The sequence below is a fragment of the Clostridium tetani genome (genome assembly GCF_900167265.1).
Classification (GTDB): domain Bacteria; phylum Bacillota; class Clostridia; order Clostridiales; family Clostridiaceae; genus Clostridium_G; species Clostridium_G tetani.
The window spans coordinates 157315-180471 of the sequence record NZ_FUWT01000004.1; the positions used below are offsets into that span (position 1 = coordinate 157315).

Below are 23157 nucleotides of genomic sequence, written 5' to 3' on the forward strand. Positions count from 1 at the left end.
AATTTATGAGTGAGGGAGTAGTAAAAAAGAGCAGTTATGACTATGATGATAATATTTTATTATTAGAAAAAGCTAAAAATGGGGACAAGAAAGCCACAGATAAACTAGTAGAATTAAATTTACCATTGGTATCTGCTATAAGTAAAAAATTTCTCAATAGAGGATATGACTATGAGGATATATATCAAATAGGATGCATGGGTCTTGTAAAAGCTATTAATAATTTTGATTCAAGCTATAATGTGAAATTTTCCACCTATGCTGTACCTATGATAATGGGAGAAATTAAAAGATTTATAAGAGATGATGGAATAATAAAGGTAAGTAGAAGTCTAAAGATAATGGCTAGAAAACTTTATTATCATAGAGAAACACTGTGTAAAAAATTAGGTCGGGAACCAAGTATAGAGGAGTTATCTGAGTATACAGGATTAGAAATAGAGGAAATTGTTTATGCTATGGAATCTTCTAGTAACCTTCAATATCTACATGATGTAATTCATCAAGATGATGGAGCACCTATAATGCTTATAGATAAGATAAGTGAAAATTATTCAGAGGATAGTGATATAATAAACAAATTAGCTTTAAAAGAGGCATTAGGAAAATTAGATGCCAAATCAAGACAAATAATAATGCTAAGATATTTTAAAGATAAAACTCAAATAGAGGTAGCAAAAATGTTAGGTATAAGTCAAGTACAAGTATCTAGGATAGAAAAAAGAGTATTAAAAACCATGAAGGAAAAGTTAGGTAACTGGTGAAAAAGTAGGGTAATAAATTATCCTACTTTTTTGGTTAAAAAAAAGATTAATACATAAAATAAACATAATATCTATAAAGTTAAAAAGTATTTTATTAATTTAGAGGTGGTTACATGAGTGTAAAAGAAAATAAAATGAAACAAAAGTTTGACACCTTAGTAGATCAGGTACAGCCTAAAAAGAGTTTATTAAAAGATTGTATAAATGCTTTTTGGGTAGGTGGATTAATATGTGTCATAGGACAATTTTTTAATAATTATCTGTTAAGTAGAGGAATTTCAGCAGATGATGTAGGCACATATGTATCCATAATTATGATTTTTATAGGAGCATTGCTTACAGGTATTGGTGTATACGATAAAATTGCAAACTTTGCAGGAGCAGGAACTGTTGTACCTATAACAGGTTTTTCTAATTCTATAGTATCACCAGCTATGGAATTTAAAAAAGAAGGATATGTATTTGGTGTAGCTGCAAACATGTTTACCATAGCTGGACCTGTTTTAGTATATGGAATAGGTTCTTCTTGGATAGTAGGATTAATTTATTATTTTATTAAATTACTGTCATAGATATTAAGATTTAGTAAGGATGGTGTTAATAGTTGAGTAAGAAGATAGGAAAACAAACATTAAAATTAGAAACAAAACCCAAACTAATATCCACATACAGTATAGTTGGTCCTAAAGAAGGAGAAGGACCATTGAATATGTATTTTGATAAAATAATACAAGATGATTTAGCTGGAAAGGATAGTTTTGAAAAGGCAGAAAGTAATTTTTTATATACAGCAGTAACTGAAAGTATAAAAAATGCAAATTTACAGGAAGATGATATAGATATTTTATTTGCAGGAGATTTACTTAATCAATTGTCATCATCAAGTTTTGCAGCAAGAGATATGAATATACCCTTCATAGGACTTTATGGAGCTTGTTCAACTATGTCAGAATCTCTGGCTATGGCTTCTATGACTATAGATGGAGATTTTGCTAATAATGTTGTTGCAGCAACTTCATCTCATTTTTCAGCTGCAGAAAGACAATTTAGATATCCATTAGAATTTGGATCACAAAGAGCTCCTACAGCTCAATGGACAGTGACAGGATCTGGAGCGGTGGTATTAAGTAGAGAAGGAAATTTTCCTTATGTAACCTATGTTACTATAGGTAAGGTAAAGGATTATGGAATAACTGATGCAAATAATATGGGCGCATCTATGGCACCGGCAGCTGTTTCTACCATATATAATCATTTTAAAGACACAGGTAGGACACCAAAGGATTATGATGTAATAGCTACAGGTGACTTAGGTAAGGTTGGTAAAAGAATAACCATAGAATTATTAAAAGATCAAGGTTATGATCTAACATCAAATTATATAGATTGTGGTGATGAAATTTTTAATCATGAAGAACAAGGAACTGCATCTGGTGGAAGTGGATGTGGAGCTTCAGCAGTGGTGTTTTGTGGATATCTTTATAAAAAGCTTATGGAAGGAAAGTTTAAAAGGGTACTTCTTGTGTCAACAGGAGCACTTTTAAGCACAACTTCTTCTTTGCAGGGAGAAAGTATTCCAGGAATAGCTCACGCTATTTCAATAGAATATGGTACTGGAGGAGAATAATATATGATGAATGATTATATTATGGCATTTTTAGTAGGAGGAGCAATATGTGTAGTAGCACAAATTATTATAAATAAAACTAAGTTTACACCAGCAAGAATATTAGTTACTTTTGTTACTGTGGGAGTAATTTTAGGAGCTCTTAATATATATGATGTAGTGGTAAAGGTTGGGAAGGCAGGAGCTACAGTACCTTTACCTGGCTTTGGATTTAATTTAGCAAAATCTACTATAAAGGAAGTAGATCAAAAAGGATTTATAGGAATTTTTACTGGTGGTGTAACAGGTTCAGCAGGAGGTATAACTGCTGCAATAGTTTTTGGATATTTAATGGCAGTAATATTTAATGCAAAAACAAAAGAGTAAATTCCCAGTGGAATTTACTCTTTTAAATATATTAAATTATATTTGTGGTTTTATCATTTTTCTTTTTCTCTTACTGCTATCTGGTTTTTTATCCATATCTATCTTTCTATCGTTATCTTTCTTTTTATCCTTATCTTTATTTTTGGTATTATCTTTAGCTTCTTTCTTATCCTCGTTCTTTTCATCTTTGTTTTCTTCTTCATCTTCTTTGTCCTTGTCTTTATCATCATCATCATCATCTTTATCTTTATTATTGTTAAATATGCCAGTATGATAATCACATATCTCTCCAGGTATAGTTCCTTCTATAAAGTATTCTAATTTAATACTATCCCTTGGACAAGAAGAGGAAGGAATTTTACCTGATTTACTACACACATATGCTTCTGTTACACCAGCAGGTTTTTCTATGGTTTTATACTCTAAATTTTTATGAGCCTCACCCATTATAAGTTTCCAAATTAAGGCGGCATCGCTACTTCCTATATATCTACCAAATTCATTTGTAAATGGAGAATAGTCATCTTTCCCTATCCACACAGCTGCTGAGTAATAAGGTGAAAGACCAGCAAACCATAAATCACTAGACTGATTACTTGTACCAGTTTTACCTCTAGCCATTGGACCAAAATTAGCTTTCATTCCAGTAGCACCTGGAGTATAACTTACAGGTCCTTTTAGTAAGTCATAAAGTATATAGGCAGCTTCCGGAGACATAACCTTAGAAGATGCATATTTATTTTCTAATAGTACTTTTCCAGTTCTATCTACTACCTTTTTGTATACTACAGGTTTAGATAGAGCACCTTTATTACCAAAGACACCGTAAGCTGCTGCCATACCTAAAGTATTAGTACCACTTACACCTGTCTTAGCACTTAGCTGACCTAGGGAAAGAGCAGCCATACTGGTTCCATCCATTGAGTCATCAATAGTTAATCCAAATTTTTTACCATACTCAGCACCAGTTTTTAATCCTAATTCATGCTCAATTCTTACGGAAATAACATTTTTAGATTTCATTAAAGCCTCTCTTAATGTCATTTTGCCTTCATATATATTTGGACTGTTTTTAGGATTATAAGGTTCTTTATCATAAAGTTTACCTATTTCCTCGGGAACTGGAGCATCATTGTAAGAGCTAGCGGCAGTGGATGTTTTGGTATCAATAGCAGGGCCATAAACAGTTAATGGTTTTATAGTAGAACCTGGAGCTCTATAAAATTCTGTAGCCCTATTAAAGGATAAAGGAGGTTGTTTACCTCTTCCACCGATAAGGACTTTTACATTACCAGTTTTGTAATCCACTATAGATACAGATGCTTCAGGTTGAATTATACCACTATAATCCTTTGAATTAATTCCCAAAATACCATCTAAATTATCTAAAGTATTTTGGGAAAAGTCTTGTAGGGATTTATCCATAGTACCATATATTTTTAAACCACCATACATTATTGTCTTATCTGCTTCTGTGGGACTTATTTTATATTCATTCATTAGATCCTTTTTTACTTGTTTAATAATTTCTCTAGAAAACCACTCATAGTTTAATCTGCTTATATTTATATTAGAGGTCTTAAGAGGTATTTTGTTTTTGTCTATATACGCCATTGATTTATCGAAATCTTCTTTTGATATATAATTATGTTCACGCATTTTACCTAATACTAATTTAGTTCTATTAATATATCTTTCTGTATTTTTTTGACTCATTGCCGCATTATAAAAAGTAGATGGACTTTGAGGCAGACCTGCGATAAATGCACTTTCAATTAAATTTAAATCTTTAACACTTTTACCAAAATATTGTTTAGATGCTGCTTCTATACCATAAGCACTTCCTCCCAAAGGTATAGTATTCATATAAGCTTCTAAGATTTGCTCTTTGCTAACTTTCTTTTCTAATTGAATAGATAAATACATTTCTTGAACTTTTCTTTTAATTCTAACCTCTTGAGAAAGTAATGTATTTCTTACAAGTTGTTGGGTTATAGTAGAGGCACCTTGAAGTGCAGACTTACCCTTTAATTTATTAGAAATATTTCTAAAGAAAGCTCCAAATACTCTTTTATAATCTATCCCCCTATGATTGAAAAAACGCTCATCTTCTATACTAATAAAGGCATTTTTTAAATTGTCAGGAACGTCTTCATAAGAAACTATTGTTCTATAAGTGTCAGATATAACTGTGTCAACCAATTTGTTCTTATCGTCATATATAACAGAAGGTTCGCTTGGATTTAGAACCTTATCTACGTCTAAAGGGGGGGCTGCTTTTATCATAGCCAGACCTACTCCAGCTGCTGCAACACAAGAAAATAAAAAGACCATAAGCAAAGTAATAAAGGTTAATCTCAGGGCTTTATGTTCATTTTTTTTCTTTCTTCGCTTTCTAACATTAGCCATAATTTTCCTCCTGAAAATACTATCATTTAATTTTTAACTAATTATATCATACAATATAGTTTTTATAAAATGTTTAAATATTGATGAATTACTAAAAAGTTTTAGAATATTTTTTTAAATATTAAATATATCTTAAGTAATAAAGTTATTTAGGATGTGAGAATATAAAAACAAAAAGTAAAATAATATTAGTCGGAACTATATTAGTGTTTTCCTCAATAATGTTTTTATATAAATTAGATAAGATAGTAGCTCCTATAATATTAAATGCAGCAGATATGGAAATGAAAAATAGAACTACAGAAATAATAAATACAACTGTATTAGAGAATTGTGAGAAGAATTTTGTATATGAGGACATAATAAATATAGATAAAGATGAATCTGGAAATATAAATATGATTAAGGCAGATACAATAAAATTAAACAAATTAGCCTGTGATGTAGCACTGGAATCTCAAAATAAATTAAAAGAGTTTGGAGTGAATGGAGTTAAGCTACCGGCAAGCTATATATTTAAAAACAATATAATATCCTTCTTTGGACCAAGTATAAAAGTTAAGATGCAACCTATAGGATATACAGAAACAAAGTACATTTCTGATTTTACCAGTGCAGGGATAAATCAAACAAATCATAAAATTTCAATGGAGGTAACCACTAATATTAGAATAATAATACCATTAAACAGTAAAGATATAGAAGTGAAAAAACAGGTGCCTATTTCTGAAACTATAATAGTAGGAAAGGTACCAGAAAGCTCTATAAATATGGAAATAGGACAAACCACTTTTAAAACTAGATATTTCCCAAGCAATTTTAAGTTAAAGTCGAAGCTAAAATAAATAATATAAATGGCTGTATCAAAATTTTATTTTGATACAGCCATTTATATTCCTATTTCCTTGACTTAAATTAAACTATTCTTCCCAATTAAAAATATAAGGTATATTTCTATAAAAATCCCCATAGTTTAATCCGTATCCAACTACAAAAACATCTGGGATTGAAAAGCAACAATACTCAGGAACTAAATCAAGCTTTCTTCTTTCAGGTTTATCTAAAAGTACACAGGATTTAACTGAGTTAGCACCTAAACTTTTAACATGATTTTTAACAAAATCCATTGTTATTCCAGTATCCACTATATCATCTACAATTAATACATCCATACCTTTTATATCGTCAGGTATATCATTAACTACTTTAACTTTTCCAGTAGAAACTTCTCCATGTCCATAACTAGAAGTTGTCATAAATCCTATTCTTGTAGGTACTGTAATATATCTTACTAAATCTGATGTAAACATGAAACTTCCCCTTAATAAAGAGAGTACATATAAATTTTTTCCTTCATAATCTTTAGATATTTTTTTACCCATAGCTTCAACTTTTTGTTGTATTTCTTCTTTGGTAATTAATATATTTCTTGCTTTTTCTTCCATAGCGACCTCCATATATAATCTTCATTAAAATAGTTTGTTCTACTGTATGACCAAGTAATCCAGCAGCTGTTTTAAAATCTAATCCATGTGATATTAATTTAGTAGTATATGTATATCTTAACTTATGAATAGTTATATTGTATCCCTCCTTTTAAAATAAAGCATTTAAACATATACTTACGGAATCTGTATTTTTGAAATTAAAAATTCTATTATTAATGTTAACAATATTTTTATATTTTTTCAATTCATTTAATGTTGATTGTAAAATATGATTATTAATAATAACTTTAAAAAAAAGACGGTTATATTGTAGCTAAACTTGTAGTAAAATGCAGTATTTATTTTAATTTATGGTATAATAAAAAAGTAATATAATAAATATAAAAAATACAAATTGCGAAATTTCACAAAAGATTTAATGGTTAATTAGCTAGATTTAAATTTAAAGGAGTGTATTATTTGTTTAATTGGATTAATAGTTTATGGATTTCAATAGTTATGTTAATAGTTATGTCGTGGATTATAAGCAAGGCTTCAGATAAGCTTGGAGATGCTCTACATATATTAGGTGTTAAATTAAAAATACCAACATCAGTTAGAGGTGCAACTTTTGATGCAATTAGTTCATCATTCCCGGAATTTTCTACAGCGATGATTGCAGTTATAGTTTATAAAAGATTCACAGATGTAGGTGTTCCAACTATAGCTGGTTCAGGTGTTTTTAATATTCTTATTATTCCTATGGCGACAATTTTTGCTTATAGGGGAAAAGATTTATTAATAAAAGTTGATAAAAAGGTTGTTTATAGAGATATGATTTTTTATACAATGGCTATAGGAGCTTTGGTGTTTTTTACATATTTGGGATCATATACTGTGTTTGCAGGTATAGTACTAGTTTTGATTTATATAGGATATATTTTTGTTCTTTATGGTGAAACTAAAAATTACAGAAAAAATATATCAGAAGAAAATAAAGCCTATGAAGAAATAGCTGCAGAATTAGATACAGAAGAAGATATGTCTTATTTGAAAATATTTATTATTATGGCAATAACAATTGCTTTAATTTGGGTAAGTATTGATGGAATTATTCAGTCTACAACTGTTATTTCTACATTTTTTAATATTCCACAATATATTGTATCGGTAGTAATAATAGCTGCATGTACTTCAATACCAGATACTCTCTTATCAATAAAATCATCACAAGATGGAGATGTAGAAGGGGCAGTAGCTAATGCTGTAGGTTCAAATATATTTGATATTTGTATATGTTTAGGTGTTCCTATAATTATAGCAGGAAAAACTTTACCAGCAAATTTTAGTGAAAATGTGGGAGTTTTAATATTTCTTATTGTATCTATGTTAACTACTGCTTTGTTATTATTGAAGAAAAAGGGAGTTACTAAAAAAGATGCATTTGTAATGTTGGCAGTTTATATAGTGTTTATTATATATATTATAGGTGTTGCATTAAATATTTTTTTATAAGTTTTTACGATTACAGTTAAAAAGTGGATATAAGAGATTTCCTTCATTAAATCATAAATATAGAATTTTATATTTATGATTTTTTTGAAAGTTAAATTGACTATTCTAGTATAAATTTGTAGCAATGGAGGAATTATATGAGAGCTTTTAGTAACTTAAATGAAGAAGAAATAAAAGATATTTTTTACAAAAGACCACAGAATATTACATCTAAAACAGATAAGACATATATGCAGTATGCATTAGGAGCTACATTGTACATGCCAGGTGTAAGAGATGATATTTTTGAAATTATTTATAAGAATAAATATAATAGTATGCAATCTATGGTGATATGTTTAGAAGATGCTATTTCGGAAAAAGACGTAGAGAAGGCAGAGACTAATGTTATAGATATATGTAAAAAAATAACATATTGTATAGAAACTAAAAAAATTAATCCTAATAATTTACCTTTAATTTTTTTAAGGGTAAGAAGCGTAGAACAATTTAAAAAAATATTAAATAAAAAAGGTTTTTTTATTCCAATAACAGGTTTCGTATTCCCTAAGTTTGATTCTACAAATGGAGAAGAATATTTAAATATATTGGATAAATTTAATGATAAGAGAACTAATATATTATATGGAATGCCCATTTTAGAATCTAAAAGAGTGATTTATAAGGAATCAAGAATAGATGAATTGTTGAAAATAAAATCCATACTGGATAAATATAAAAAATATATTTTAAATGTTAGGATTGGTGCTACAGATTATCAAGGGTTATATTCTTTACGCAGAGGGATTGATAATAGTATATATGATATAGGTGTAGTTAGTGATTGTATTTATGATATTATAAATATATTTTCAAGAGCTGATAATGAGTATGTTATATCAGGACCTGTATGGGAATATTTTAATTCAAATGATCAAAATAGAGTATTAAAACCAATGTTAAGAAAAACTCCTTTTGTAGAAAATGAAGGACAAGAGGGTATTATTAAAAGAAAGCATTATTTAGAAAAATATGTGGATGGACTTATAAGAGAAGTTATTTTAGATAAAGCTAATGGATTAGTTGGCAAAACAGTTATTCATCCTACACATATAAAGCTTGTAAATGCATTATATACTGTTACACAGGAAGAATATGAAGATGCTTTGGAAATTTTGCAGATTAACGATAAAGGTGGGGTAAATAAAAGTAAATATAATAATAAAATGAATGAATCAAAACCACATTTTAATTGGGCAAATAAAATTATGAAAAGAGCATACGTCTATGGGGTTATTAAAGAAGAATTTACTTATTTAAAGTTATTATAAACAGAGTTCTTGGCTTCATAGGGAGTTTCTACTCCCGCTAAAGGTTAGAACTCGTTATCCAGGGACGTAGCCGCTCTTTACTTCTATTTTCAAAAGGATAGAAGTATTAGAGCGGGTAGTCATCGGATAAATATTGTTAAAGTTGAGGAGAAAAATGAAAAATAAATTTAAAATCTTAGATAAAATAAATGTTACTGTGGAAGTTATACATAATGAATATGATTTTTTATTAAACAAATTGTTTTTAATGGCTGCAAGAAAAAATCCTAAAAGGGTTTTTCTATTTGTAAGTACAGTTTTGGGTAAACATATACCTGTTAATCCTAAAAAATCTATATTAATAGGTGCATTATTAGCAAATAAGATGGTTAATAATATAGACAATGGAAATTTAGATACTAAATTAATTGTCCAAGCGTTAAAAGATGATAAATATATACAAAAAGCATGGGAATATATAAAGGATAATCCTATTATGTGTAATAAATCAACACTTTTTATTGGATTTGCTGAAACAGCTACGGCTCTTGGTAATAGCGTATTTGCTACCTTTTTAGGTGAAAATATTAAATATATACATACAACAAGAGATATGTTAAAGGAATGTAGATCTGTTTTTTCTTTTGATGAGGAGCATTCACATGCAGTAGAGCATTTTTGTTACCCTATTGGCTATGAGAATTTTATAAATGAATTTGAACGAATTGTTTTGGTAGATGACGAAATTACTACAGGAAATACAGTATTAAATTTAATAAAATCTATTAACTCAAAATATCCAGGAAAAGAATATGTAGTAATATCAATCTTAGATTGGAGAAGTAAAGAGTGTATTAACAAATTTGAACAGTTAAAGAAACAATTAAATATAAAAATTGAAACAATCTCTCTTATACAGGGGCAAGTTAGTTGTGAAAATAATTATTTACTTGAAGAAAAAAATATATATCAAAATTCTAATAAAGTTCATGAATTTTCTAAAGAAATAGAAGTATTAGATTTTCATATTAGGTTAGACAATAGGTATAAAAAATTTACTAGAATATTAAATTGTGGAGATGAAAAACAGTATCAGTATTTAATGGATACTGGAAGGTTTGGAATAAATTCTGAAGATGTTAAAACTATTGAAAAAATCATAGAAAAAGAAGTAAAGAATATGGGGGAATTTGAAAAGGATATACTTGTTTTAGGTACAGGAGAATTCATGTATTTACCAATGATTTTAGCTTCCAAAATTCCTAATGCTAAATATCAATCAACAACAAGAAGTCCAGTGTATCCCAAAAAAGAAATAGATTATGGAATAAAATGTGCAGAAACTTTTAAAAATCCTTTTGATAAATCTATTATAAATTATTTATATAATGTAGAGAAAGGCATTTATAAAGAAATACTATTTGTTACAGAAAGAGAAATAGATAAAGAAAGTAGAGAGGAAATAATTCAATTATTTCAAAAATTAGAGGTGAATAAAGTTAGATTTATATATTTTTAGAATAGATAGTTGTGATACAAAATTATTATAAGATATATAAAGGAAGTGAGTATATGAGATTTGAAAAAATTAAGGAACCAAGGATTATCGGAAGTTATTCTCAAAAGGATGTAACATTTGTTTTAAAAGATATTTCTAATATGATTGAAGAGAAATCCAATGAAGAGAGAGAATATATAATGCAAAATGGCGGACATTATTCAGAAATGTTACCTATTGAATATTTTCCAACAGAAGAGTATATGGATGTATTTTATAAAACATTAGAGGAAACAAAAGAAAAAGTAGCCAGGGCTGTAGCAATTGTTTCAGAACTTATATATAGAAAAAAAGGTGAAAATATAGTAATTGTTTCTTTAGCAAGAGCGGGAACACCAATAGGTATTTTAATAAAAAGATACCTAGAAGAAAAATATAAAAAAACATTTAAACATTATAGTATATCAATTATAAGGGGAAGAGGAATTGATGAGAATGCTATAAAATATATATTAAATAATCACAATGAGGAATATATACAATTTGTGGATGGATGGACAGGTAAAGGTGCTATCAATAGGGTACTAAAAAAAGCAGTTGAAGATTTTTATGAAAAATACAATATAAGGTTAGATAGTGAATTGGCAGTTTTATCAGATCCATCAAAGTGTGTTTCATTGTATGGTACAAGAGAAGATTTTTTGATACCATCAGCTTGTCTTAACTCAACTGTATCTGGGCTTATAAGTAGAACTGTTTTAAGGGATGATATTATAGGAAAAAATGATTTTCATGGTGGAAAGTTTTACAGTGAATGGAAAGATAAAGATGTATCTAATCTTTTTATTGATACTATAACTAAGAATTTTTCTAAAATTTCAATTAGTGAAAAAGAATTAAAAGAACATGATTTCAAAATTTATGATTCAGGAATTAAGGAAGTTAATGAAATAAAAAATATGTATAAAATTTCGGATATTAATTTGATTAAGCCAGGTGTAGGAGAAACTACCAGGGTATTACTTAGACGAGTTCCATGGAAAATATTAATAAATAACTTAGACAATCCTAATTTAAAGCATATTAAGCTTTTAGCTAAAGATAAATGTATACCTATAGAGGTTTATAAAGATATGAGTTATTCTTGCTGTGGAGTTATTAAATCAAAAACGAAGGAGAATATTTAATGATTTTTGCATCAGATTTAGATAGAACATTAATTTATACTAAAAAATTAATTGATGATGCCTACGTTAAATCTATTGTTTTAGTGGAAAAATATTTGGGAAAAGAACTTAGTTTTATGACTAAAAATACTATTGAAAAATTAAAGTTAATAAATAATAAAATATTATTTGTTCCAGTAACTACTAGAACTACAGAACAATATAATCGCATTTTTGGGATAAAAGAAGAAATAAATCCTAAATATGCTGTTACTAGTAATGGGGGAGTCATATTAGAGAATGGAAAAATTAGTATAGAATGGAGTAAAGTTATAAAAACAAATCTTGTAAATAGTACAAAAGCTAGTATAGTAGAAAAACAGTTCTTAAAAAGTTTTTCAGATTTATCATGGATTAATAAAATGGTTTTTAGAGATGATTTGTTTTTTAGTGTTCACTTTGATGAAATAAACAATAATTCTAAAGAGGAATTAAAAAACTTTGAAAATTGGATAATACGAAATAAATGGCATATATCACTGCAGGGAAAAAAATTATACATTGTTCCCAACGAGGTTAATAAATGGAATGCAATATCTTATATAAAAGATATAGAAAAGAAACAAAGAGTCATTTCAGCAGGGGATTCTTATTTAGATTATCCAATATTAATTAATGCAAATTATTCAATTGCAGCCTTACATGGAGAATTAAAAGATTTAATATATAAAAATAAAATACAACAAAAACATATTGTTATGAGCAAGAAAAGTGGAATTGAGGTTTCAGAGGAAATATTGGATTTTGTTAATGCTATTGTTAATTGTAGCATGTAGTATCAGATATATTGATTTTTGACAATTCAATATATATAATAATATATAACTACATAAAATATGAAATTTCTTGTAAATTTTAATTAAAATTTGGTTAAGTTACAAGTATTTCAAAGATTATTTAAAAAGAGAGAGGGTATTTTTATGGCGATATCTTTAAAAAAAGGTCAAAAGGTAGATTTAACTAAAACAAATCCAGGATTGAAAAAAGTTATAGTAGGACTTGGATGGGATACTAATAAATATGATGGTGGAAATGATTTTGATTTAGATGCAGCAGCTTTTTTACTAGGAGAAAATGGTAAAGTGATGTCAGACAATGATTTTATTTTTTATAATAATTTAAAAGATGATTCAGGTTCAATAGTACACTTAGGAGATAATAAAACTGGTGAAGGCGACGGCGATGATGAGCAAATTAGCATAGATTTACAAAATATACCACAAAGCATACATAAAATTGATTTTACAGTAACTATTCATGAAGCACAAGAAAGAGCTCAAAATTTTGGACAGGTTTCAAATGCATTTATTAGAATATTTAATGAAGAAACAAATGAAGAATTAATAAAATATGATTTATCAGAAGATTATAGTATTGAAACGGCAGTAGTTGTTGGAGAATTATATCGTCATGGAGCAGAATGGAAGTTTAATGCAATAGGTAGTGGATTTGAAGGTGGACTAGCTGCACTTTGTAATAATTTTGGAATAAATGTAGGATAAGTTATAATTTAGTAGCAAAGTGGAGTAAAGGAGAATTTAAAATGTCTATTAATTTAAAAAAAGGTCAAAAAATTAACCTAACTAAAGATAATCCAGGATTAAATAAAGCTATTATAGGACTTGGTTGGGATACAAATAAGTATTCTGGAGGATATGAGTTTGACTTAGATGCATCAGCATTTCTTGTTGGCAATAATGGAAAAGTAAATGATGATTTAAATTTTGTTTTTTACAACAATTTACAAGATCCAAGTGGAGCAGTAGTGCATACAGGGGATAATAGAACTGGTGATGGAGATGGTGATGATGAACAAATCATCATAGATTTTAGTAAAGTTCCATCAGATATTGATAAAATAGCTATTACAGTAACTATTCATGAAGCAGAAGAAAGAGGGCAAAATTTTGGGCAAGTTTCAAATGCTTTTGTGAGAATAGTAAATGAAGAAACTGATGTAGAAATTTTAAGATATGATTTATCAGAAGATTTTTCAATTGAAACAGCATTAGTATTTTGTGAATTATATCGTAACAATGGAGATTGGAAATTTAGTGCAATAGGAAGTGGATTTTCAGGAGGTCTTGAAGCACTTTGTAAGAATTACAGTTTACAAGTGTAAGTATAAAGATATAGGAGCTGGTAAAATGTCTATTAGTTTAAAAAAAGGACAAAGGATAAGTTTGACAAAAGAAAACAATAAATTGTCTAAAGTAATGGTTGGATTAGGTTGGGATGCCGTAGAACAATCAAATGGTAAAGGATTATTAGGAAGTTTGTTCGGTAAAGGAAACCAAATTGATATAGATTGTGATGCCTCTGTAATTATGTTAGATGAAAATGATAAAGTTAGCGATAAAAAAAGTATAATTTATTTTGGTAATTTAAATAGTAAAGATGGAAGCATTAGACATATGGGTGATAACCTTACAGGAGATGGCGATGGTGATGATGAGCAAATAATGGTTGATCTTACTAGAGTGCCTTCTAATATTCATAAATTAGTTTTTATAGTAAACATATATAATTGTGTAAAACGTAATCAACATTTTGGTATGATAAAAAATGCTTTTATCAGAATAGTAAATATGACTGATAATAAAGAAATGCTTCGTTTTAATTTAACAGATGAATATTCAAATAAAACAGGATTATTTGTAGGTGAAATATATAGACACGGAAGTGAATGGAAGTTTGCAGCTGTTGGAGAAGGAAGTATGGCTACAGGAATAAATGATATGATACAGAAATATATGTAGTAATAATTTTAAACATTATAAAAGAAAATGTAGTGCAAAAGTAATCTTGAGCACTACATTTTCTTTTATTTTTCTATTCTACTTTTAAACTGATTTTGTATTTGATGCAATTTTTGTGTTCCTTCAATACGTTTTTGTTTTACATCATCTTGAATTTGTTTTGTTTCATCAATACCTCGAATAATAGTTTCCCAAGTTTTTTCCAGAGTTTCTATTTTTATAGAACTATCAGAGGCAAGTTTAGCTGTAATTTTAGATTGCATAGCAGTATTTTGTGCATTTCTAAGTAACAATTCATTAGTTTTTTCATCTAAAGCAGACATGGCTTCAGCTTGAACTGCTTGTCTTTTTAAAGTTATGGCTTGAGTTAAAGATTGTTTAAATATAGGTATTGTAATTATGAAAGCAGAGTTAATTTTTCTAACTAAGTTATAATTTCCCCTTTGTATTAATTTAATTTGTGGCATTGTTTGTAATGAAACATTTTTTGCAAGTTCCAAATCATAAACCCTTTGTTCTAGCATTTCAAGTAATTGTTGACCATTAGATAAATTTATTTGATCTATTTGTTCCATAGAATTTTGTGCTTTTTGTTGTAATTCAGGAAGCACTTTATTTTTAAAATTATCAACTACCAAATTACCTGCTAAAATATATTTTTCTAATTGTTCATAGTAGTCCATATTTTTATTAAACATTTCATTTAAAGTATTGTTTGAAGTATTTATTTCTTCTTCATATTTTTTTAATTGAATATAAACTTTATCTACTTCTCCACCCATTGTATGATATTTTTTAAGTAGAGCATCTATAGAATCTTTTGTCTTTTTAAATAATTTTTCAAAGAAGCCAGGCTTTTTATCTTTAAAATCTTGTACATCAAATTTATTCATTATTTTATTAAGTTGAGTTAAAAGCTCTCCAGAATCCTCCACAGAAGTTGTTTCTATTGAGTGAAGTATTTTATCTGCAAAAGTTGAGATTTCCTGAGATGCACTTTGACCAAAATTCATTATCGTATCAACGTTTTTTAAATCAATTTCTTTTGATAAAGATAAAATTTCTGGTGAATTCTGTAGTTTAAATGTAACCTCATTAGTTGTTTTTTCTAAATTGAAATCTGGAACATCATTAATAGTATTAATTTCATTGTTTACCATGAAAAAGTCCTCCTTATTTTTTAGGAATAATTTATTAGTTAAATTTTAAAGAATTTTGACAAAAATGAAAATTTCTTTTTATTAATATTATCTAAATCCACAAGTTCTAAATTTAAATTAATCTTTTCGAATTTATGAATATCATAATATTTTCTAGGAATTTGATTTTCTATGTTGTTATAACCTGTTGGAGTAATTATCAATATATCAAAGCCTATCAGATTTAAAAAAGTAATAATTATAGAATCCTCATCACTAAAACTATTTTCATTTTTGGAATAAATAATCAATTTAGGTATTTTAAATGGATAATCAAAGCTTTGGAGTAATTCTATTAAATTTTTATCTATATTTAATATTGTCATTAATATTTTTAATTTAAATTCTTTATTAACTTCTTTTTTAAATAAGGGCAATTCAAATATATCATTTATTTTTTTAATTATAGTTTTTTGTAATGAAGTTTTCAAATAAGAAAACTTATAAAATTCACTTTTAATTAAAGAATCTTCATTTAAATATCCATCATTATTAATTAAATAAGATAATCTATATAAATCATGTTTAGAATAATTAATTTCTGTAAAAGGTAAATTGGATATAAAAAGATTTGCACCTGTTAATTTAAAATAAGATAAATCCTTCCAATATATATTTATATCTTCAGTTACTCCACTTATTTTTGCGAAAATATTTGGTATATATATAGTACCATTTTCTATTTTGAAACCAGTTCTCATTCTTGCTTCTTCATTCCATAAAATTTTTAATTCATCATAAGTGGTTTTTAAAGTTACTGGTTCAACATTATAATTTTCAAATTGCCAAGGTTTATAAAGTCCACTTTCTTCATCATAAATTATTTCTTCTATTTCATTTGAAGCTTTAAAAGCTATAGTTTCAGTTCTTGAAATAACCTCTCGTTTTGGAAAATCTTTCAAAGGACTTTTGGCGTTAAGCTCAATAATATTTGAATATGTATTTTCTTTATCAATTTCTAAAAAAGCTCCATCTGAATAGGAATTTATGTATAAAACATCACATCCAATTTTAGATAAAAAAATTAAAAAATAAATTTCATGATTTTTAATGTTACCATAATAAATAACTTTTGGATTAAATATACCATTAGTTTCATTTTTGTTATAATCGACATTTTCAAATAAATTAGGGATAAATTTATTTATCCAAGTAAGTATTTTTAATGTGAAATTTTTGATTTTAGTAGCATTAATGTTTTTGGTGTTTTTAATATATAAATTAAATATATAGTTAAATCCTTCATTTATAGAAGTTTGTGTTAATTCATTAGGGAATAAAGGTAAAGCTTTTACTAATTTTATAGAAGAAAATAAAAATATTTTCTTTTTATCATTAAAAGGATTTAAATTATCCCATAAATTTGCTGTTTTTTTTATGAGTTCATAATCCGTATTAAAAGGGATATTTGAAATAAATTTTAAATATAGATTGTTTAAATCAGATAAGTTTTTATCTAATTTGTATAAATTATTATAATATTCATCTTGATTTTTAGTAATACCTATATATCTATAAAAATAGATAGGTACAATAGGAGGGTTAGATTTTGCAAAACCATTTCTTTTGTTTAATGGCAGTAATATATCATCAAAAACATTATTTGTTTTGATGATTTTTGAGTTTATAATTTTATTAGTATTAACCATAGAACATACATCCTTTTTAAATGATAGTTTATAAAATATAAGTAATTTAAAAAACTTGAAATTATATAAAAATTATTTTTAATAATATGATAAATTATGACATTAAAGTATAAAAATAATTATGATATACTATGATTATAATGAATTATCGATATTTTTACAAACAAAGGAGATAAAAATTTATGTTTAATTTTAGAGTGCATGAAGAATTAACTTGTTTAGCAGAAGGAAGCGGTCATTTTTTTGCTAGAGTAGGGGCTATGGTTTGTTATAAAGGAGAATTTACTTCGGAAAAAGTTTTATTAGATACAAATACAAATAAAAGTCTTTTAGGTTCTGTAATAAATTTTGCATCAAGAAAAATTACAGGTGAAAACATACCATTAATGAAAGTTAAAGGAACTGGAAGCTATTATATGGCAAATGCATCTAAGCATGTGAGTGTTATTAAACTTGAACAAGGACAGAGCATAGGTGTGGAAGGAGAAAATCTATTAGCTTTTACAGAGGATTGTAAATACGGAGTTAGGTTTATAGGTTCTGGAGTTATATCACAAAAGGGATTGTTTACTTCAAAAATAACAGGCTTAGGGAATAATGGATATGTGACTATAACTACAGATGGAAATCCTATCATTATAGAAACTCCATGTGTAGTTGACCCTGATGCCGTAATTTGTTGGACAGGGGCAGATCCTAATTTTAAAGTAGATGTAAATTGGAAAAGTTTTTTTGGACAAACTTCAGGAGAATCCTATTGCCTAGAATTTAATAAGCCAGGTGAAGTTGTTATAGTTCAACCATCCGAAAGAATATCTGGATTAGATATTGCTATTGATTAAAAACTAAACTTTTATTTTATAAAGGGGATAAAAAAGTGAAATTAATTATAGATAGAGGAAATAGGAATATAAATTCTTCACAAAAAAATCGATATGGAAATTTAACTATAGATAGGAGTGTAAAAAACAGTAGTCCAGTTATTAGTTTATTAGATATTAAAAATACTATAAGTTCAAATAGCACTAATATAAAGCCTTTTAATCAGGATAATAATATAGTGAAAGAAAAGACTAAGAATATAAAAATAAAATCATTGGTTAATACAAATGCAAGTATGAAAATTTTAAAAGGACAAAAAATAAGCTTGAATCAAAAATCACCAAATATATCAAAACTTATGGTAGCTTTAGAATGGGAGATAAAGAATACTTCTAATAAAAAATTGGAATTAGATACATCTATATTTATGGTGGATAAAAATAATACTACACAGGAAGAAGATTTCATATTTTATAGTAACTTAAAAAGTGCACAAGGAGGAATAGTTTTAAAGTCAGATCATAATTCTAATCTAAAAGATGGATACGATGAAGTTGTACAATTAGACTTAACTAAAATTCCTTTGAATATTGAAAAGTTAGCTTTTACAGTTACAATATATGAAGCTGAGGATAGAGGCGAAACATTTGAAAATATTTCAAATGCATATTTTAGATTAATAGATACATATACAAAAAAGGAAATTTTAAATTATAAATTTGATGACCAGTTATCAGAGGAAACTGCTATTGTAGTTGCTGAAATATATAGATATAAAGGTGAATGGAAAATTAATTGTATAGGAAGTGGGTTTAAGGGTGGACTTAAAGCTTTATGTTATAATTATGGAATAGAAACTGATTAGACAATTATGGGAAAAGTTATTTCATATAAATAAGAGCTATAGTGGCTATAAAGAAAACAGTTGTCAAGAATTAGTTATATAGATTAAGGAGTGGATTTATTTTGATATATGGAAACACAAATGGGGTAAGAGATACTGTTTTAGAAAAATTAGAGGAAATATATATAATGAAGATAGCTAAAGATGAAATATGTAGTAGAGAGTTAATAAGTGTTTTAGCATATTTTACAGAATTAATTGGTAGAGAAATAAGTGTTGCGATAAATAGAAGGGGAACTGTAGAAAGTGTTACATTAGGAGATAGTAGTACAGTGGAGCTACCTATTTTAGAAATTAAACAAAAAAAACTTTCGGGTATAAGAATAGTCCATACACATCCTAGTGGTAATTCTACCCTATCTTCATTAGATTTATCAGCATTACTTAAATTAAAATTAGATTGCATAGTAGCTATTGGTGTATTAGAGGGCGAAGCAAAGGAAATAACTGTAGGTTTTTGTGATATAGAAAATGATCTTTTAAAGTGGGATAGTACTAAAAAACTTAGTGTGGATGAATTTTTAAGTATGAATATTTTAGAAAAATTAGATTATATAGAAGATATTATAAAAGGTAGTAAAGTAGAAGAAGATTATGGAGAAAAGGCAATAATAGTTGGAATAGAAAATGAAGAGAGTTTAGAGGAACTAGCAGAACTTGCAAGAGCTTGTGAGGTATCTGTATTGGGAAGAATTTTTCAAAAAAGAAGTAAAATGGATCCAGCTCTTTATATAGGTAGTGGTAAAGTTTCAGAAGTAGGATATTTGGCACAAAAGACTAGAGCAAATGTAATAATATTTGATGATGAACTTTCTGGATCTCAACTTAGAAATTTAGAAAAATATTTAGGAATAAAGGTTATAGATAGAACCACCCTCATATTAGAGATATTCTCAAAAAGAGCTAAAAGTAGGGAAGGTAAAATACAAGTAGAATTAGCCCAATTAAAATATAGACTACCAAGATTAATAGGAATGGGTGCAGTATTATCTAGAACAGGTGGAGGAATTGGAACAAGAGGACCAGGAGAGCAAAAACTAGAAACAGATAGACGTCATATTAAAAATAGAATATATGATTTATCAAAGGAATTAGAAAAAATAAAAAAGATAAGAAAGACTCAAAGAGCTTCAAGAAATGAAGTTCCTAAAGTTTCCTTAGTAGGGTATACTAATTCAGGAAAATCTACGCTTAGAAACTATATGTATAATTTATTTCAATCAAAAGAATTAAGTAAAAAAGATAATGTTTTAGAAGCGGATATGTTATTTGCAACTTTGGATACCACCACAAGGGCTATATATTTGCCAGATAATAGAGATATAACCCTTACAGATACAGTTGGTTTTATAAGAAAACTACCTCATGATTTGGTAGAATCTTTTAAATCTACCCTAGAGGAGGTTATGGATGCTGATTTATTGCTTCATGTAGTAGATATATCATCTATTCACTATTTGGAACAAATAGAAGCTGTTAACAATGTATTAAGAGAATTAAATGCCTTAAATAAGCCAAGTATAATTTTGATAAATAAAATAGATAAAATAAATGAGGATGAATTAGAAACTAAATTAGAAAATCTTAAAAATTATAAATATGTATGCATATCTGCAAAAGAGGGAATAAATATAGATGTGTTATTAAAAGAAATAATTAATAAATTACCTAATAAGCTTAAAAAGGCAGAATATTTAATTCCATATAATAAACAAGATGTAGTAGCATACCTTCATAGAAATGCTAAAGTTCATGAAGAAAACTATAAAGATAACGGTACATATGTACGTGCAGAAGTAGATGATTTGGTATATAATGTATGTAATGAATATATGATTAAATAAAGTTTTATGGGGGTTTTTATGAGTATTTTGATTGAAAATGTTATGATAGTTACCATGGATGAAGAACAAGATGTGATAAAGGAAGGATATATATTAATTAAAGAGGATAAAATAAAGGAAGTAAACTTAGGAGCGTATTTAGGAAATAAGGAAAATTTATATATAATAAATGGTGAGGGACGTTGTGCTATTCCGGGATTAGTAAATGCACATACTCATGCCGGAATGACCATATTCAGAGGTTATGGGGAAGGGCTTCCTTTAATGAGATGGTTAAATGAAAAAATATGGCCTATAGAAAGTAAATTAAAAGGTGAACATGTTAAAATAGCCACAGAACTAGCAGCATTAGAAATGCTAAGAAGTGGAACAACTTGTTTTAATGATATGTATTTTTATGAAGAACAAGTTGTAAAAGTTGCAAAAGAATTTAATATAAGAGGAATAATTGGTGTGTCTATAATGGGAGACAGTTGGGAACATCAGTTAAAAGAAGCAATAGACATAGATAAAAAAATAAAAGAGGATAAAAGTGGATTGCTGGATTCCATGATAGCTCCTCATTCGCCATATACCCTATCTAAAGAGGCACTAGAATCCATTGGAAAGGAAGCAAAATTACAAAATAAAAATATTCACATACATATATCTGAAACGCAAGACGAAGTTAATATTATAAAGGAAAAATATAATAAAACCCCTTGTGAATTTTTACAAAGTGTGGGTATATTTAATTCAAAAGTGGCAGCGGCTCACTGCGTATATCTAACAGATGAAGATATGAATATATTAAAACAAAATGGAACAAGTGTTATTTATAATCCTCAAAGTAATATGAAATTAGCTAGCGGTATCGCAAAGATAGCTGAAATGATTGATATGGATATAAATGTATGCTTAGGTACAGATGGTACTTCAAGTAATAATAATTTAAATATGATAGAAGAGATGGAAACGGGTACAATACTTCAAAAACTTTATTATAAAGATGCTACAAAACTAAGTGCTAAAAAGGCGCTAGAAATGGCTACATATAATGGAGCCAAAGCTTTAATAAATAATAAAAAACTAGGAAAAATAAAAAAAGACTATTTAGCAGATATTGCTTTGTTAGATTTAAATAAACCTAACATGCTTCCAGTAAATGATATCCATTCTAATATAGTATTTTCAGCTAATGGCAGCGAAATAGATTATGTGATAGTAAATGGCAGTGTTGTAATGGAAAAAGGTGAATTTAAACATATAGATGAAGAAAAAGTATTGTATAATTTTAAGGAGATGTGTAAGGATATATTTAATAACTAATATAAATAATTATTTTTAAACAATAACTTATATTGAAAAAAGACATAAATTATAATATAATTACATTAAATTAATAGTTTTTCTAAGACTAAGGAGGAATTTGAATGGATAAATATGTTTGTAATGTATGCGGATATATCTATGATCCAGCAGTTGGAGATCCTGATAATGGAGTAGCAGCGGGTACTGCATTTGAAGATATTCCAGATACTTGGGTGTGTCCTCTATGTGGAGTAGGAAAAGACGACTTTGAAAAAACAGAATAGTAAATAATAAATTCAAGTAATAAAAAGTGATTAGGTTTACCTAATCACTTTTTGTATTTAAAAGGTTCCTTTTTATAAGAGATTTAATTTGATTTATAATTTAATTTTACATTGACAATATGAAGGATAAAGAGTATTATAATTGCATATACAATTTAGTGAAAAGTTAAAAAAAGTAATAAAGTATAGTTTTGTAAGGGCTTTGATGTAATGAAACTTTGAAAAACAACAAAAAATTGAATTATAAAAAAAAATAACTTTCAATATAAGTTGAATTATAAATAG

22 protein-coding genes are annotated in these 23157 nt (G+C 27.3%); 18 read left to right on the forward strand and 4 right to left on the reverse strand.

What is annotated here, in order from left to right:
• Positions 1 to 5: 5 nt before the first annotated feature.
• From sigF to spoVAE, 4 genes are all read left to right on the forward strand, one after another.
• On the forward strand, positions 6 to 764 hold the full coding sequence (gene sigF, locus B5D21_RS04210; protein ID WP_035109006.1) for an RNA polymerase sporulation sigma factor SigF: 759 nt from the start codon (positions 6 to 8) through the stop codon (positions 762 to 764).
• A 113-nt stretch (positions 765 to 877) separates the two neighbouring features.
• Positions 878 to 1336, forward strand: a complete 459-nt coding sequence (gene spoVAC / locus B5D21_RS04215; protein ID WP_011100388.1) for a stage V sporulation protein AC — start codon at positions 878 to 880, stop codon at positions 1334 to 1336.
• 32 nt (positions 1337 to 1368) lie between these two features.
• Positions 1369 to 2391 carry a stage V sporulation protein AD gene (spoVAD, locus tag B5D21_RS04220; RefSeq protein WP_011100387.1) on the forward strand — a complete coding sequence of 341 codons (1023 nt, stop codon included), beginning with the start codon at positions 1369 to 1371 and terminating at the stop codon, positions 2389 to 2391.
• A 6-nt stretch (positions 2392 to 2397) separates the two neighbouring features.
• Complete coding sequence (gene spoVAE / locus B5D21_RS04225) at positions 2398 to 2757, forward strand: stage V sporulation protein AE (RefSeq protein WP_035110324.1); 360 nt, start codon at positions 2398 to 2400, stop codon at positions 2755 to 2757.
• 36 nt (positions 2758 to 2793) lie between these two features.
• Here spoVAE and B5D21_RS04230 read toward each other — a convergent pair whose 3' ends face one another.
• The gene (locus tag B5D21_RS04230) at positions 2794 to 5166 is read right to left on the reverse strand and encodes a transglycosylase domain-containing protein (protein ID WP_011100385.1); all 2373 of its coding nucleotides are present in this window, start codon (positions 5164 to 5166) and stop codon (positions 2794 to 2796) included.
• Between the two features lie 164 nt (positions 5167 to 5330).
• Here B5D21_RS04230 and yunB point away from each other — a divergent pair, with 164 nt between their 5' ends.
• Positions 5331 to 6011, forward strand: a complete 681-nt coding sequence (yunB, locus tag B5D21_RS04235; protein ID WP_046655664.1) for a sporulation protein YunB — start codon at positions 5331 to 5333, stop codon at positions 6009 to 6011.
• Positions 6012 to 6086: 75 nt separating this feature from the next.
• On the opposite strand, the gene hpt is transcribed toward yunB, so the two are convergent.
• Entirely contained in the window at positions 6087 to 6611 is a 525-nt protein-coding gene (hpt, locus tag B5D21_RS04240; protein WP_035109009.1) for a hypoxanthine phosphoribosyltransferase, read from the reverse strand.
• Between the two features lie 453 nt (positions 6612 to 7064).
• Between hpt and B5D21_RS04250 the strand changes: the two genes are divergently transcribed.
• The 8 genes from B5D21_RS04250 (at position 7065) to B5D21_RS04285 (ending at position 14880) form a co-directional block, all read left to right on the forward strand.
• On the forward strand, positions 7065 to 8108 hold the full coding sequence (locus B5D21_RS04250; protein WP_011100382.1) for a sodium:calcium antiporter: 1044 nt from the start codon (positions 7065 to 7067) through the stop codon (positions 8106 to 8108).
• A 137-nt stretch (positions 8109 to 8245) separates the two neighbouring features.
• The gene (locus B5D21_RS04255) at positions 8246 to 9418 is read left to right on the forward strand and encodes an HpcH/HpaI aldolase/citrate lyase family protein (protein WP_011100381.1); all 1173 of its coding nucleotides are present in this window, start codon (positions 8246 to 8248) and stop codon (positions 9416 to 9418) included.
• Between the two features lie 154 nt (positions 9419 to 9572).
• Positions 9573 to 10916: a phosphoribosyltransferase family protein gene (locus B5D21_RS04260; protein WP_035109014.1), complete on the forward strand. Its 1344-nt coding sequence runs from the start codon at positions 9573 to 9575 to the stop codon at positions 10914 to 10916.
• A gap of 53 nt (positions 10917 to 10969) precedes the next feature.
• On the forward strand, positions 10970 to 12082 hold the full coding sequence (locus B5D21_RS04265; protein WP_035124381.1) for a cysteine protease StiP family protein: 1113 nt from the start codon (positions 10970 to 10972) through the stop codon (positions 12080 to 12082).
• Positions 12082 to 12897, forward strand: a complete 816-nt coding sequence (locus B5D21_RS04270) for an HAD hydrolase family protein (RefSeq protein ID WP_011100378.1) — start codon at positions 12082 to 12084, stop codon at positions 12895 to 12897. Before B5D21_RS04265 ends, B5D21_RS04270 begins: the two co-directional genes overlap by 1 nt.
• A gap of 144 nt (positions 12898 to 13041) precedes the next feature.
• The gene (locus B5D21_RS04275) at positions 13042 to 13623 is read left to right on the forward strand and encodes a TerD family protein (RefSeq protein ID WP_035109019.1); all 582 of its coding nucleotides are present in this window, start codon (positions 13042 to 13044) and stop codon (positions 13621 to 13623) included.
• Positions 13624 to 13664: 41 nt separating this feature from the next.
• Positions 13665 to 14243: a TerD family protein gene (locus B5D21_RS04280; protein WP_011100376.1), complete on the forward strand. Its 579-nt coding sequence runs from the start codon at positions 13665 to 13667 to the stop codon at positions 14241 to 14243.
• A gap of 25 nt (positions 14244 to 14268) precedes the next feature.
• Positions 14269 to 14880, forward strand: a complete 612-nt coding sequence (locus tag B5D21_RS04285) for a TerD family protein (protein ID WP_035110326.1) — start codon at positions 14269 to 14271, stop codon at positions 14878 to 14880.
• 65 nt (positions 14881 to 14945) lie between these two features.
• Here B5D21_RS04285 and B5D21_RS04290 read toward each other — a convergent pair whose 3' ends face one another.
• Positions 14946 to 16040 carry a toxic anion resistance protein gene (locus tag B5D21_RS04290; protein WP_011100374.1) on the reverse strand — a complete coding sequence of 365 codons (1095 nt, stop codon included), beginning with the start codon at positions 16038 to 16040 and terminating at the stop codon, positions 14946 to 14948.
• Between the two features lie 38 nt (positions 16041 to 16078).
• On the reverse strand, positions 16079 to 17728 hold the full coding sequence (locus B5D21_RS04295) for a YceG family protein (RefSeq protein ID WP_011100373.1): 1650 nt from the start codon (positions 17726 to 17728) through the stop codon (positions 16079 to 16081).
• Between the two features lie 182 nt (positions 17729 to 17910).
• On the opposite strand from B5D21_RS04295, the gene B5D21_RS04300 reads away from it, so the two are divergent.
• The 5 genes from B5D21_RS04300 to rd all read left to right on the forward strand — a co-directional run bounded on the left by B5D21_RS04300 (position 17911) and on the right by rd (position 22872).
• A complete protein-coding gene (locus B5D21_RS04300; RefSeq protein ID WP_011100372.1) occupies positions 17911 to 18570 on the forward strand; it encodes an AIM24 family protein in 660 nt (219 codons plus the stop codon).
• A 35-nt stretch (positions 18571 to 18605) separates the two neighbouring features.
• Positions 18606 to 19415 carry a TerD family protein gene (locus B5D21_RS04305; RefSeq protein WP_011100371.1) on the forward strand — a complete coding sequence of 270 codons (810 nt, stop codon included), beginning with the start codon at positions 18606 to 18608 and terminating at the stop codon, positions 19413 to 19415.
• Between the two features lie 101 nt (positions 19416 to 19516).
• Positions 19517 to 21298, forward strand: a complete 1782-nt coding sequence (hflX, locus tag B5D21_RS04310) for a GTPase HflX (RefSeq protein ID WP_011100370.1) — start codon at positions 19517 to 19519, stop codon at positions 21296 to 21298.
• Positions 21299 to 21316: 18 nt separating this feature from the next.
• Positions 21317 to 22606 (forward strand): amidohydrolase, encoded by a 1290-nt coding sequence (locus tag B5D21_RS04315; protein ID WP_035109029.1) that lies wholly within the window; start codon positions 21317 to 21319, stop codon positions 22604 to 22606.
• Between the two features lie 104 nt (positions 22607 to 22710).
• On the forward strand, positions 22711 to 22872 hold the full coding sequence (rd, locus tag B5D21_RS04320; RefSeq protein ID WP_023439212.1) for a rubredoxin: 162 nt from the start codon (positions 22711 to 22713) through the stop codon (positions 22870 to 22872).
• Positions 22873 to 23157 lie beyond the last annotated feature (285 nt).

What these genes read in the sequence shown, in the direction of transcription:
- B5D21_RS04300 (WP_011100372.1), top strand. Translation starts at nt 17,911, where the DNA reads ATGTTTAATTTTAGAGTGCATGAAGAATTAACTTGTTTAGCAGAAGGA.
- B5D21_RS04315 (WP_035109029.1), top strand. Translation starts at nt 21,317, where the DNA reads ATGAGTATTTTGATTGAAAATGTTATGATAGTTACCATGGATGAAGAA.
- B5D21_RS04270 (WP_011100378.1), top strand. Translation starts at nt 12,082, where the DNA reads ATGATTTTTGCATCAGATTTAGATAGAACATTAATTTATACTAAAAAA.
- B5D21_RS04275 (WP_035109019.1), top strand. Translation starts at nt 13,042, where the DNA reads ATGGCGATATCTTTAAAAAAAGGTCAAAAGGTAGATTTAACTAAAACA.
- B5D21_RS04255 (WP_011100381.1), top strand. Translation starts at nt 8,246, where the DNA reads ATGAGAGCTTTTAGTAACTTAAATGAAGAAGAAATAAAAGATATTTTT.
- B5D21_RS04260 (WP_035109014.1), top strand. Translation starts at nt 9,573, where the DNA reads ATGAAAAATAAATTTAAAATCTTAGATAAAATAAATGTTACTGTGGAA.
- spoVAC (WP_011100388.1), top strand. Translation starts at nt 878, where the DNA reads ATGAGTGTAAAAGAAAATAAAATGAAACAAAAGTTTGACACCTTAGTA.
- B5D21_RS04265 (WP_035124381.1), top strand. Translation starts at nt 10,970, where the DNA reads ATGAGATTTGAAAAAATTAAGGAACCAAGGATTATCGGAAGTTATTCT.
- B5D21_RS04295 (WP_011100373.1), bottom strand. Translation starts at nt 17,728, where the DNA reads ATGGTTAATACTAATAAAATTATAAACTCAAAAATCATCAAAACAAAT.
- B5D21_RS04280 (WP_011100376.1), top strand. Translation starts at nt 13,665, where the DNA reads ATGTCTATTAATTTAAAAAAAGGTCAAAAAATTAACCTAACTAAAGAT.
- spoVAE (WP_035110324.1), top strand. Translation starts at nt 2,398, where the DNA reads ATGAATGATTATATTATGGCATTTTTAGTAGGAGGAGCAATATGTGTA.
- sigF (WP_035109006.1), top strand. Translation starts at nt 6, where the DNA reads ATGAGTGAGGGAGTAGTAAAAAAGAGCAGTTATGACTATGATGATAAT.
- hpt (WP_035109009.1), bottom strand. Translation starts at nt 6,611, where the DNA reads ATGGAAGAAAAAGCAAGAAATATATTAATTACCAAAGAAGAAATACAA.
- B5D21_RS04290 (WP_011100374.1), bottom strand. Translation starts at nt 16,040, where the DNA reads ATGGTAAACAATGAAATTAATACTATTAATGATGTTCCAGATTTCAAT.
- B5D21_RS04230 (WP_011100385.1), bottom strand. Translation starts at nt 5,166, where the DNA reads ATGGCTAATGTTAGAAAGCGAAGAAAGAAAAAAAATGAACATAAAGCC.
- B5D21_RS04285 (WP_035110326.1), top strand. Translation starts at nt 14,269, where the DNA reads ATGTCTATTAGTTTAAAAAAAGGACAAAGGATAAGTTTGACAAAAGAA.
- rd (WP_023439212.1), top strand. Translation starts at nt 22,711, where the DNA reads ATGGATAAATATGTTTGTAATGTATGCGGATATATCTATGATCCAGCA.